This window comes from Herbinix luporum (assembly GCF_900070325.1).
Classification (GTDB): Bacteria; Bacillota; Clostridia; order Lachnospirales; family Lachnospiraceae; genus Mobilitalea; species Mobilitalea luporum.
Map to the genome: position 1 here is coordinate 847,560 of NZ_LN879430.1, position 13,271 is coordinate 860,830.

The 13,271-nt window shown below is 31.1% G+C and carries 13 protein-coding genes; all 13 read left to right on the top strand.

The genetic code is table 11. The annotated features are described in order from the left end of the window. Positions 1-55: 55 nt before the first annotated feature. The 13 genes from SD1D_RS03880 (at position 56) to SD1D_RS03940 (ending at position 13,251) form a co-directional block, all read left to right on the top strand. Positions 56-739, top strand: a complete 684-nt coding sequence (locus tag SD1D_RS03880; protein ID WP_058257704.1) for a helix-hairpin-helix domain-containing protein — start codon at positions 56-58, stop codon at positions 737-739. A gap of 72 nt (positions 740-811) precedes the next feature. Beyond that, complete coding sequence (locus SD1D_RS03885; protein WP_058257705.1) at positions 812-1,507, top strand: response regulator transcription factor; 696 nt, start codon at positions 812-814, stop codon at positions 1,505-1,507. A gap of 31 nt (positions 1,508-1,538) precedes the next feature. Then, the gene (locus SD1D_RS03890; RefSeq protein ID WP_242955248.1) at positions 1,539-2,927 is read left to right on the top strand and encodes a sensor histidine kinase; all 1,389 of its coding nucleotides are present in this window, start codon (positions 1,539-1,541) and stop codon (positions 2,925-2,927) included. A gap of 123 nt (positions 2,928-3,050) precedes the next feature. After that, positions 3,051-3,962 carry a GerMN domain-containing protein gene (locus SD1D_RS03895; RefSeq protein WP_058257707.1) on the top strand — a complete coding sequence of 304 codons (912 nt, stop codon included), beginning with the start codon at positions 3,051-3,053 and terminating at the stop codon, positions 3,960-3,962. A gap of 17 nt (positions 3,963-3,979) precedes the next feature. Next, positions 3,980-6,325 carry a DNA internalization-related competence protein ComEC/Rec2 gene (locus tag SD1D_RS03900; protein ID WP_058257708.1) on the top strand — a complete coding sequence of 782 codons (2,346 nt, stop codon included), beginning with the start codon at positions 3,980-3,982 and terminating at the stop codon, positions 6,323-6,325. A gap of 405 nt (positions 6,326-6,730) precedes the next feature. Beyond that, positions 6,731-8,152, top strand: coding sequence for a radical SAM protein (locus SD1D_RS03905; RefSeq protein ID WP_157893094.1), 1,422 nt, complete (start codon positions 6,731-6,733; stop codon positions 8,150-8,152). After that, positions 8,152-9,360, top strand: a complete 1,209-nt coding sequence (locus tag SD1D_RS03910; protein WP_058257710.1) for an SPASM domain-containing protein — start codon at positions 8,152-8,154, stop codon at positions 9,358-9,360. The genes SD1D_RS03905 and SD1D_RS03910 overlap by 1 nt, the downstream gene beginning before the upstream one ends. 44 nt (positions 9,361-9,404) lie before the next feature. Beyond that, on the top strand, positions 9,405-10,316 hold the full coding sequence (locus SD1D_RS03915) for an ABC transporter ATP-binding protein (protein ID WP_058257711.1): 912 nt from the start codon (positions 9,405-9,407) through the stop codon (positions 10,314-10,316). Position 10,317: 1 nt separating this feature from the next. Beyond that, a complete protein-coding gene (locus SD1D_RS03920) occupies positions 10,318-11,019 on the top strand; it encodes a hypothetical protein (RefSeq protein WP_058257712.1) in 702 nt (233 codons plus the stop codon). 60 nt (positions 11,020-11,079) lie between these two features. Then, positions 11,080-11,280 (top strand): hypothetical protein, encoded by a 201-nt coding sequence (locus SD1D_RS03925; protein ID WP_058257713.1) that lies wholly within the window; start codon positions 11,080-11,082, stop codon positions 11,278-11,280. A 190-nt stretch (positions 11,281-11,470) separates the two neighbouring features. Beyond that, positions 11,471-12,283 carry a CPBP family intramembrane glutamic endopeptidase gene (locus tag SD1D_RS03930; protein ID WP_058257714.1) on the top strand — a complete coding sequence of 271 codons (813 nt, stop codon included), beginning with the start codon at positions 11,471-11,473 and terminating at the stop codon, positions 12,281-12,283. A 74-nt stretch (positions 12,284-12,357) separates the two neighbouring features. Beyond that, positions 12,358-12,546, top strand: a complete 189-nt coding sequence (locus tag SD1D_RS03935) for a hypothetical protein (RefSeq protein ID WP_058257715.1) — start codon at positions 12,358-12,360, stop codon at positions 12,544-12,546. A 228-nt stretch (positions 12,547-12,774) separates the two neighbouring features. Then, entirely contained in the window at positions 12,775-13,251 is a 477-nt protein-coding gene (locus tag SD1D_RS03940) for a hypothetical protein (protein WP_058257716.1), read from the top strand. Positions 13,252-13,271: the final 20 nt, after the last annotated feature.

Below are 13,271 nucleotides of genomic sequence, written 5' to 3' on the forward strand. Positions count from 1 at the left end.
TTTTTAGATCTTTTGATAAAGCCCTAAAACATAGGGGAATCAAAGGAAGATGATGATGAAAAATAAAGGTATAATTATTATAGTATCCTGTTTATATCTTCTTATAGCAGGAATGTGTTATAGTTGCTCATATAGAAAGGATCCCGGGCAGGAGATAATGCTTACATCTTCGGAAAGTAATCAAGATGATGAAAGTATAGATATGGAACCTGGTAGTGAGGACAAGCCATTAATGTATACAGATATACAGCAGGATTATGGGGATGACTCCTTAGACAAAGAGAGTATTGTTTATGCCCATATATGTGGTGCTGTAGTTAATCCCGGAGTATATGAGATAAAGGCAGAATCTAGGCTGGTAGATTTAATTGAACTGGCAGGAGGTTTAAGTGATAATGCTGCCGGTGATTATATAAATCAAGCAGTGATAGTTGAAGATGGCCAAAGAATCTATATTCCCACCAAGGAGGAACTAAAGCAGCTAAGTTTAACAGAGTATATAAATGGCGAAGAAAGCCCTAAGTCAGACAGTAAAAGCATCAATATTAAGGTTAATATTAATAGAGCAGATGAAACAGAACTGATGAGTTTGCCTGGTATCGGTCAGTCAAAAGCAAAAAGTATAGTAGAATATAGGAATAAATACGGCAGTTTTAAGCAAATATCTGATTTAATGATGGTACCGGGAATTAAGGAAGGCTTGTTTAGTAAGGTTAAAGATTTAATTACTGTTAAATAATCGGTAACATAAGAACAGAAATACATTCCGTTATTTGGAAAGTTTAAATTATAAAAAGAATGAGGTGTATCAATGGCAAAGAAAGTACTTGTAGTCGATGATGAAAAGTTAATAGTTAAAGGGATCCGTTTTAGTCTGGAACAAGACGGTATGGAAGTGGATTGCGCTTATGATGGTGAAGAAGCTCTCGAAGCTGCAAGAAAAACGGAATATGATGTAGTACTTCTAGATGTTATGCTTCCAAAGCTAACAGGATTTGAAGTATGTCAACAGATTCGGGAATTTTCCTCCATGCCTATTATTATGCTGACAGCTAAGGGTGATGATATGGACAAGATTCTTGGTCTAGAGTATGGGGCAGACGATTATATTACTAAGCCCTTTAACATCCTGGAAGTAAAAGCTAGAATTAAGGCTATTATGCGCCGCAGTGGAAAAAATACTGTTCCTACAAATGAGCCAAAGACAATCTCATTTAATGACATGAAAATTGACTGTGAAAATAGAAGAGTATATATATCCGATAGTGAAGTTAACTTAACAGTTAAGGAATTTGATTTGCTTGAATTAATGGTATTAAACCCTAACAAGGTATATAGCCGTGAAAACCTCCTAAATATTGTATGGGGATATGATTATCCCGGAGATGTAAGAACTGTGGATGTTCATATCAGAAGGCTTCGCGAAAAAATTGAAAGTAATCCAAGCGAACCAAAATATATACATACAAAATGGGGTGTAGGCTATTATTTCCAAAATCAAGAATAATCTAAAACTATTAAATAGCATGAGGATGCACATGCTGCTTGTTTTTATCATAGTAGGTGTGGTTCCCTTATATATTTTTTCATATACCCTATTAAATAACTATGAGGAAAAAGCATTAAGTAATAAATATAACCAAATGCAGAACCAGATTATCATGCTATCCAATCAGATGATTACCACAGGTTATCTGACACTGGCAGATGTACCGGAAATTGATAGTGAAGTTAAACGACTAGCTGAGTTTTTTCAAGGGAGAATTGTTATTGTTAATAATAATCTTAATATAGTTGAGGATACCTATGGCCTTTATGATAGCAATAAGTATTTAGTATCTAAAGAAGTAATACAGTGCTTTGAAGGAAACAGCAGCAGAGTTCATGATAAAGAAAATAATTATGTTGTATTAACATATCCCATCACCCATACGACCGAGGAAGAAAAGGTTATTGTGGGTGCTGTTGTTATGAATTCATCTACCAAAGACATACAAAGCATATTAAATGGTATGGAACAAAGGGCCATTATATTTACCTTAGCTTTAGCTATTTTTATTGTTATATTTGGCATATATTTTTCTATGCGTTTAACAAAGCCTTTGACCGATATTGTTAATTCAATTGATCATTTAACAGAGGGCTTTATGGAAGAGGGAGTATCAATTAAAGGGTATTATGAAATAGAAAGAATATCCGATTCATTTAACAAAATGATAAATCGGATGAATAAAATAGAAAGTAGTAGGCAGGAGTTTGTATCCAATGTATCCCATGAGTTAAAGACTCCTATTACTTCCATTAAGGTTCTGGCTGAATCTCTTCTTATGCAAGAAGATGCCCCTGTGGAACTTTACCGTGAGTTTTTAGTTGATATATCTGAGGAAATTGAGAGAGAAAATAAAATCATTAATGATTTGCTTTCCTTAGTAAAGCTTAATAAAACTTCCGGTGATTTAAATATTACCAGCGTAAATGTCAATGATCTTTTGGAGCAGATTTTAAAGCGGCTCGGTCCTATTGCAAAGAAGCAAAACATTGAAATAATATATGAAAGCTTTCGGCCGGTAATGGCAGATGTGGATGAAGTAAAGATTTCACTTGCCTTAACCAATCTTATTGAGAATGCTATTAAATACAATGTCCCTGATGGTTGGATAAGGGTATCACTGAATGCAGACCATAAGTATTTCTATGTTAAGGTTGCAGATTCCGGTATAGGTATACCTGAGGATGTACAGGATTTAATCTTTGAACGTTTTTATAGAGTAGATAAGGCCAGATCTAGAGAAACCGGTGGTACAGGATTAGGTCTTGCAATTACTAAGAGTGTAGTACAGATGCATAGGGGTGCTATAAAGATATATAGCCAAGAAGGGGAAGGGACAACCTTTAATGTAAGGATTCCTTTAAACTTTATATCCTAGATTTAAATAGGTAAAATATTATTATATAATTTAAACCTTTTATGAATTTATATGTATAAAGATTTTGTTTTTTAATATATTTTGCGGTAATTTATATGATTATTGCAAAGGAATGAGGTATTAATGAAAAGACTGTTAGTTTTTATCATACTTCCTACGATTTTGATTTTAACTTCTTGCAGTATTAATAAAGATAAATCAGATAAATCAAAAAATGAATATCAGATTTATTGCATAGACAGTAAGTCTTCTGGTATTGTAAGTGAAAGTTATATTCCTAAAGGAAGCAGCAGAAAAGAACTGGTGTCAGAAATTATGGAAGTACTGCAAAAGGAACCTAAAAATGTAACCTATAAAAGGGGCATTCCTGAAGGAGTATCAATTCTAGATTACAAAATTGATAATGATCAGTTAATTATCAATTTTGATTCAAAGTATGGTGAGTTAAAAGGAATACAAGAAATTTTATGTAGAGCCACAATTGTTAAGACTATGTGCCAGATTCCGGGTATAGATTTTGTCTTGTTTAACGTTAACGACCAGCCCCTTGTGGATTCCAATGGCATACAGATTGGCCTAATGACGGCAGAATTTTTTGTTGAAAATACAGGAGCTGAGACCAACTATAATGTAACCTTATATTTTGCCAATGAAGCAGGTAATTTATTAAAGAAGACCACCAGAAATATTTATTATACCGGTACATCTACTATTGAGGAACATGTAATTAACCAGATAATTAACGGACCTACGGAGATTGGCCTATATCCTACAGTTCCTGAAGGAACTACCCTTCTAAATGTTTCAACTAAGGAAAAAATCTGCTATGTAGATTTAAATGAAAAATTCCTAGAGAAGCTGCCGGGCATAACAGAAGAGGTTGCTATATATTCTATTGTAAATTCACTGGTTGAGCTTCCGGGTATAAATAGAGTGCAGTTTAGAATTAACGGTGAGATTGTGGAAACTTACCATAATTTACCCTTCGGAGTTTTGTTTGAAAGAAATCTAGCAATTAATGAAGACAATCAATAGGGGGGAGGTTTAATGAAGTGATTAAGAGACCTTTCCTTTGGGGGATTGGGGCTTTTGTTATGGGAATACTTTTAGCCTGGTATAAAATCCCCCTGATTTTTTTAGTTATACTGGCTTTTGTGGGCTGGTTACTTATATATCTTTTTATGTTTCCTCTTAATAAATTTATTAACCGTAAGGATATATTTTTGTGGAGTCTGCCTTTTCTTATCTTCCTTGGCTATTTTGCCATGGGTGAACAGATGAAGCCTCCTGATATGGATATGGCTTTTAGAGAAAAGGAGGCTTGTAGCCTTACAGGGGAAGTAAATATGATTGTAAAAAAGCCTTCCGGTAATGTATATTATTTAAAAGATAACAAAGTTACATTATTAGAGGGTAGCACATATCTTGTTGAAAATATTTTGGTATATGCTAAAGATTCTTGTGAATATCTAATCGGAAATCAAATTACTGTCTCAGGAACCATCTATAAATTCTCTAAAAACACCAATCCCGGTGGATTTAACGAAAATCTCTATTATAAAATTCAAAATATCGATTATAAAGTCTATGCAAAGGAAATTGACTTAGCAGATGATAATTATTCAAAATATCACTTTATTTTAAATAAAATTAAGAGGGAGCTTATAAATTCCTATGAAAAAATTCTCCCAGAGAAAGAAGCGGGAATCTTAATGGCCATGGTTCTGGGAGAAAAGTATTTGTTGGGGGACGAAATAAACAGCCTATATCAGGAAAATGGAATTTCCCATATCCTTGCTATTTCAGGACTTCATATATCTTTAGTTGGTGCAGCAGTCTACTTTTGTTTAAGAAAATTAAGATTGGGGCTTATAGTATCTACCCTTTTGTCTTTGATTTTTATCTATAGCTACGGAGTGCTTACTAATTTCAGTGTGTCCACCAACAGAGCTGTTGTAATGTATAGTGTAATGCTGATTGCAAAAATTATAGGAAAGACCTTTGATATGCTGTCGGCCCTATCTTTAAGTGCTTTTATAATACTTCTTCAAAATCCTATGGAGATTTTTAATGCCGGTTTTTTATTATCATTTGCTGCTGTTTTTGGAATTGCATTACTTGTACCTTGTTTTAATATTCTCTTTAAGAGTAAAAAAATTCTGCTTCAAAGTCTTTATACAAGTGTCTGTGTTCAAATATTCACTCTTCCGGCAATTCTTTATTTCTTCTTTCAAATCTCAATTTATAGTGTCATTATTAATCTTATAATCTTACCCTTAACATCCTTGCTGCTTTTAACAGCTATAGTAGCAGGTGTCTTTGGCTTCTTGTTTTATCCTATTGCTATGTTTGTGGCAGGAGGAGCTAAGTATATACTAAGCTTCTATGAGTTTGTTTGCACAATTGGAAGCAAGATGCCGGCTAATCTATTAACTGTCGGAAGGCCGGATATAATTCGGATAGTGCTTTATTACTTACTTATTCTTATCTTTATCTATGGAGTTAATAGGTATAAAAAAAGGAGCTTCCTATTAATTCTTTTATTTGCAGTTGGGATTTTGATATTTCCAAAGCAAGGGGAGGGCTTAACTGTTACCATGCTAGATGTGGGACAGGGAGAAGCCATATATATGGAGACAGGGGAAGGCTTGAATTTCCTTATTGATGGGGGCAGTATTGATGTAAATGGGGTGGGCATATATCGTATAAGGCCATTTTTATTATCAAGGGGAATTAATCATATAGATTATGCCATAGTTACCCATGGAGATACGGATCATACTAGCGGCCTTATGGAACTAATGGAAGATGGGAAGATAAAAATAGTAAATCTAATTTTACCTAAGATAGATAGTAGTAATAATAGATGGGATAGGGAAGATATAACTATAAATGATCAGGATGAGTTTAAGGATTTAAAGGAACTGGCTGCTAAATGTAAGGTTAATCTTATGTATATTAAGGCAGGGGATTATATTAGGGAAGGTAAGCTGGATATAACATGTCTACATCCTCTAGAAGGTTATATGTACTCTTCTAGAAATGCTTATTCTACTGTTCTTAGTGTGAAATACGGAGATTTTGATATGCTTCTTACGGGGGATTTGGAAGCAGAGGGGGAGAGAAATATTACAAAAATGCCCTTATCCCAATATGATGTACTTAAGGTAGCACATCATGGATCAAAAAACTCCACTAGTCAGGAATTTCTTAAAATTATTAAACCTAGGTTGTCGCTAATTTCCTGTGGTAAAGATAACCGTTACGGTCACCCTCATGAGGAGCTTCTGGAAAGATTAGATGATATAGGAAGTGAGCTTGTAATAACCTATGAAAGTGGGGCTATTACCATAAAGACAGATGGAAGAAGGGTGTTTATGAAGGGATATATGGATTAGTATATGAGAAAAATATGACTGAAATATCAAAATAATGAAAAAGATTGAAATATGACAATGGAAATGATAAAGTATGGATGTTTAATACTATATAAGGGAATTTGTGTCGATATAGATTAATAACTAAGAAAGTAAATTCTACTGCTATCTTAATGTGCATGTATAGGAAGAAAGAAAAATATCGAAATGCATACTGTACGGTTGCTTTATACTGTATGGTGTGCATTTTTTGTTCTAGGGGTGTTCTCACTCTATTGCTGTAGAAAGGTAACACATTTAACTATTTATAATTAATTCTGACAAAAAGACCAATTTCTTAAGATAATTTACTTGTAATGATATTGTTAATAATGTATAATAATGAAAAATAATGGAAAATGTAAACAACAGGAAAAAGGTGATGTTATGGACAAGCTAGATAAATATGAGTTTTCTACATATAGTGGTGGTGAATATATATATTTTCCTGATTCTAATATAGTTTTAGGAAAAAAGTGGATAGAGGAAGATGAAAAAAGATATAAAGATATAATTAATTTAAGTGGTTTTCAGAAAGAAGAAGATTATAATACAAAATTTAATTATAGCGGAGAAGATATTAAGATAAATTTATTTAAAGCTGGTTTTGTACAATTGGCAATTGAGGTCACTAGTCAATGTAATTTTCGTTGTAAATATTGTGTGTTCTCAGGTCGTTATTCAGGTCAACGGATACATAAAACTGATAATATGAGTTTAGAGACAGCAAAGAAAAGCATAGACCTATATTTAAGATATATAGAAGAAGCCAAAGATTATAATCCTAATCGAAGACCTGTTATATCCTTTTACGGAGGAGAGCCATTACTTAATTTTGATTTAATTAAACAATGTGTAGAATATGCAAAAAGTCTATATGATGAGCAAATTTATTTTTCTGTAACAACAAATGGATCCTTACTAACAGATGATATTATAGACTTTTTGGTAATAGAGAAATTTAGTACTATTGTTAGTTTAGATGGATATAAAGAGAACCATGATAGAAATAGAGTTAATGCATCCGGCCATGGGACTTTTGATTTTGTAATGAAAAATATAAAAAAACTATACGAAAAGCAAAAAACACCGGTATTTCTTAGTACAGTATTTGATTACAAAACAGATTTTCAAAAGATGGAGGAATTTTTTCGTGAAAATTCTCAAGTAGTTGAATTAACAATCAATGGAGTAAATTCCTTTGGTACAGATTATTTTAATCAGTTTACAAAAGAGGATTATATTTCTTTTAATAAAAGTTTAGAAGAATTAAAGGAAAGTTTTATTGTCGATGTTCAAGAGGGTAAAAATCATAACCTAAATTCATTTATGCATAGGGTTTTAGGTGATATTTGTACATCTATATTCATGAAACAAGTAAATTTAAATCCGCAAAATGATAAAGTGATTAAATATACCGGGTCCTGCATCCCGGGAACTAAATTGTTTGTTGATTATCAAGGAGAAATTTATATTTGCGAAAAGGTAAGTCGTGAGGTTAGTATTGGCAATGTTTATAATGGTTTAGATTTTAATAAATGTGCAGATATTGTTAATCAATATAATGAAGTTGTGTCTAAAAAATGTAATAAATGTTTGCTTAGAAATACATGTAAAAGGTGTTTTACATCAATCACCATGAAGAAAGGGGTAGATATTCACCCCGATATATGCAAAGAGAAAATATATGATTTTAAGAAAGATCTCGAATTTGCATATTCAATATTCGAACTTAATCCAACTTGGATTGGAACCTATTTCAATGAATATTACGATAAGATTAAAGAGATGGCGGTGATAATAAAATAATGAAATATTTTAAATTATTGGAAGAATGCTATTTGGTTAGTGGTGAAAAAGAAAGTGCTATATACAATATTTTGAGCGGGGACGTTTTTATAGTTAATTCTGTTGAAAAAGAATTATTAGCACAGACAGAAAGTAATATACCGGTAATAGAGGCTTGTGAAAAAATAGGTTTAAAAATTGAAACTGCTAAAGCTTATTTAAATAATTTAATAGAGGCAAAACTAGGTAAGTATGCTGAAACACCCCTTACTGTAGAGAAGTTAGAATTGTTACCAAAATGGATGGAAAAAATATTTTTTAAATTACCTCCTGTTATCAATAGAGCAACTATTGAAATTGGAAATAGGTGCGATTTATCCTGTGATTTTTGTGGTTCAAAAAGTAAAATTAATAAGATGAAATGTCTAAGTTGTAATGGGGATGGAAATAATGAATTTATTGAGCTTAATATGGCCTATGAAATAATCGATATATTGGCCATATATAATTGTAAACAGATATATATAAAAGGTGGAAATTTACTTTTAGATTGGAATAAAGTTAAGAAAATTGTTGAGTATGCAATTAAGACTGGAATTAATAATATAGTACTTAACATAGTATCAAGCATTAAAGACAATGAAATAATAGAGTATATAAAAGAGAAGAAGATTACTCTTATGGTGCAAAAATATATTAAGGAAGACTTTAATATATGGCAGCTATTTGATGAAGTTAAAATATATGAAGGTATAAATGTTACATATTTATTTTTAGCTGATTATAGAATTAAAAATGATGTTTATAATTTATACAAGTCATTAACAGAACATAATTTTCAGAATATTATGTTTGACTTTTTCGTTCCAAATGACAGGGAGTTAGTGCCTAAAGAGTATATAAAAGATCTTAGCAGGTTGCAACGAGTGTCTATGGAGAGTATCTCCATTAGCAAAAAATACAATCCTTGTTTTTTTCAAAGTTGCTTTTTTGATAATGAAGGCAATATATATCCTTGTTCCGGATTAAGGGAATTTATGTATGGTAATATCAATAATATTTCGGCAACTTTTAAGGAAGAGAATTTAAATAAGTATTGGAAATTGAACAAGGACAGTTTAAGTGAATGTAAATCATGTGAGTTGAGATATGCTTGTGATGATTGTAGAGGATTAACATATGCTTTAACCAATGATCTTGATGGAAATATATTTTGTATAAAAAAATAGAGCTTTATTTTTTAATACAAGATTAGTTAAGGAGAGCGTATAAATTGAGTGAAATTATTAGATTTAATAATGTAGTTAAAAAATTTGATGATAAAATAGTTTTAGATGATATCTCTTTTTCTATTGATCAAGGAGATATATTCGGATATTTAGGACCTAATGGAGCAGGTAAGACAACAACTATAAGAATGATGTTAGGTATCTTACAACCTAATGAAGGAAATATTGTGATGTGCAATATGAATAGTAACAGTGCTAAATTAAGAAAAAAAATAGGCTTTTGTCTGGATGATGAAGGACTATATCCAGATCTTACGGCCAATGAGAATATGGAGTTTTATGATAGGATTTATAATTCAGCTAAAGACAGAAAAAAACGTATCTCCAATTTGTTAGAGATGTTTCAAATCGAAGAGTATGGAGATAAACTAGTATCCGAATTCTCAAAAGGAATGAAAAGGCGATTAGGACTAGCGAAAGCATTAATAAATAAACCAGAAATACTAATTTTGGACGAGCCTACCAATGGCTTGGATCCTGATGGACAGTTTTTAATAAAAAAAATTTTTAGAAGTATTGCAAAAGAAACTACTATATTTTTCAGTTCACATAATTTGAGTGATGTAGAAGATATTTGTACTAAGGTAGCAATTATAAAAAGAAAACTTTTGTATTGTGACAAGATATCAAATATATCCAGTGCCACACAGGAGGTAATCATTATCAGTAGTAAGGATAGTGATTATATAAATATATATAAAGAGTTTATCGCTAATTATAAAATAAAAAATTATGAGATAGTTGACAATAAATTAAACATTACAATTACTACAGATCAAAAGGACGAGATGATACGAAATATTCTAAACCAAGGTTTAAATATTGACAGTGTATATCAAATAAAGAATAAAATCGAAAATTTATATTTTGATTTGTTAAAAGGAGAGAGTAAATAGAATGACCAGCTCAGTAAGTGCAATTATTTGGAAAGAACTTAAATCAGCCAAACATAGGAGAAAGCAAATAATTGTAAACTCATGTTCAATATTTGTATTCATTACCATAGTAGCAGTAGCAAGATTATTAGGAATAAAAACTACAGTCGGTATTACCGATACAATGGCAATCAATATGGTAATATACATTTCTGTTACAGGTACCTATATGGGATTGTTGGCACTTTTAAGATTTTGGCAAGAGAAAAGTAATCGTACAATAGAAACATTGTTATCCTTGCCGATTGGTACAATTACTATAATGCTATCAAAGTCTGTGGTTCCAATCTTATTAGGAATTATTATTGGATTAATAGATGCAGTGGCAGCAGCGGTTATTATGAGCATTTTATATAATAAGTTAATTTTATCGGTAGCTATGTTTTTAGCACCGGTCATTTTTGGGATATTTGTAGGTATACCATATTGCTTTATAAACGGATACTCTATGTGGTGTGTTAGCCTTACATACTCAAAGCTTATGCAAGGTATATCTAGTATAGCATATGTGGCATTAATAACTGTAATGTTTACCAACTATAACGTTCATTATATGACAATTTTAAAGGTTGTTATGGGAGGAGCAGGTATTTTATTTTTATTAGCAATATACTTTGCTTATCGTGTAAATAAGGAGAGAATAGTTTTGAATTTATTAGATTAAACAGATATAAGTTCTATAATTTTATAGAATTTATAAAAAAAAAGAAAGGAGGATAAAAGTATGAAGCCAATTAATGTAATGAATGGATGGTCTTGGAGTAACTTTATCTGTGGAGCATTTTGTGGTATTACAGGAGGTGCCTGTGCTCTAGCTGGATGTGCAGTAGATGGACCTTCTCCTATAGCTGATGCAACTTTATTGAAGCTAAGTGTTGGTGGTGGTGTTGCTGCATCAGCATTTGTTGGTGGACTTGCAGGCTAATCTATGCATAAGGAAGAAAAGAATAAATAGCTTGAATTTGATTCAAGCTATTTATTCTTTCTAATATATACAAGTAAGTCCTTACCCCATAGATGAAATAAAATCCCTAGGTTTAATTAATTATGGGCATGCAAAAGATAATTTCACCTATTGAGTTTGGTGATTTTTAGAAAGAAGGGTAAAGAGTTAAATGAAAAGAAAACTTAGCATACTTCTAACAGCTATATTTGCTGTGTTGATATATATAATAATTCAGTCAGGGGTTCAATTTATATATACCTTTGTGATATATTTTCAAAATATATCCCATGATACAGAATTGTCAGGGGCTGCTTTAAAAGCAATTTTTAGTATGAAACAGAAGAAGGAGCTATTATCACTGGTTGCTATTATTTTAACTAGCATTATTTTTTATTATAAATACTATAAAGATAATACTATTAGAAAAATTGCGAATATTACTTTAAAAAAATGCGGTATAAAGCAAATCATTCATATGATTATTACAGGTATTTCAGTTACAGTATTATTATACATGATTATGCTATTCTTGTTAGAACAAGGGATGGTTCCAAATGAGGAAATAAACTTAATGGAAATGTCACAATCTAACCTAATATTAGCTGTTATTACTGTAGGAGTTATAGTACCGATTTTTGAAGAATTATTATTCCGTGGATTAGTTTATGGGTCTTTTAAGCACATTTTTAATCCTTGGTTAGCAATTACTATTCAGGGTGCAATTTTTGCATTTATTCATAAAAGTGGAGTACAATGTGTATATACATTTCTTTTGGGCATCATTGTAGCCTTATACTATCATTGGAATAAAAATATGATCTATTGTTTTGTTATACATATTATTTTTAATATATTTGGTACCTATATTTTACCGTATTTCTTTTGGTCAAAAGATAAAATAATATTTTTTACCGTAACTGCATCAATACTATTTATCGTTAGTTTACTATGGCAAAGAAAGTTAATAGATGTAACCCAATGAATTAGAAGTTCTTAATTTTAATAATTATTAATATAGCCTTTTGCTATGAGTTTATATATCAAGGAGGTAGGATAATGGATAATGGTTTTATTTGTAAAGACTGTGGTTCTAATGATAAGAAAGAAGGGCTAATTAGTCGTTCTAATGTTGTATCACTAAAGGCAAAAACAATAACAAATGGATCCATGATAAAAGTTACATTTTGCGCTAAATGCGGCGTGATTCAAAAGATGCAGGTATTGGATGTAGATAAAATCAAATAATTGCTGTTAAAAACTGATACGGACATGGTGCATATCTTAGCACTATGTCCGTATTCATCCTTTGAATATATGTATTATTGCATTTTTTTGCTCGTTGCGCTAAACTATAGATAATAATTGGGGTATGTGTCCCCAAACACATACTTAAGGAAGCCAGAGAAATCTGGCTTTCTTACACAACTCTATTATTCCAAAGATAAAGGATATTGTAAGAGATGAGGAGATTCAGTGCAGAAGAAGTATGATTATTATAAACAATACCCAAAGAGCAGAAGAAATACAGTAATTCTTTCAATCTTATCCATCCTGTTTATTAATCTATGCTTAATCATATCTAATTTTCATATTGGCTTTATGATTTTTGCTCTTGTATTTAATCTTATGTTCATAGGGATAATTTTTAATGTACATAAAAATCAGATTATAATTTTTGATGAGCAGAAGATTACAATTCAATGGTATTCCTTATTTAAAAATATCAATACTACAGTATCAGCCGTCCAGATTAATAAAATACAGTTTAAAGTATTTGTAGATAGAGATAGAAAAAGCTCCATGCATCAGATTATTATAAATATAAAAAATAAAAAGCCTATTAAACTAACTGTTATACCGGCTCAATATTACGATTTAATGGAATACTTTAAGGAGTTTTGTGATACTAATTTTATTAATTTAGTTGGTTATGTAAAAGATGATGATTAAGCTAGTTCCTCCTCTTACAT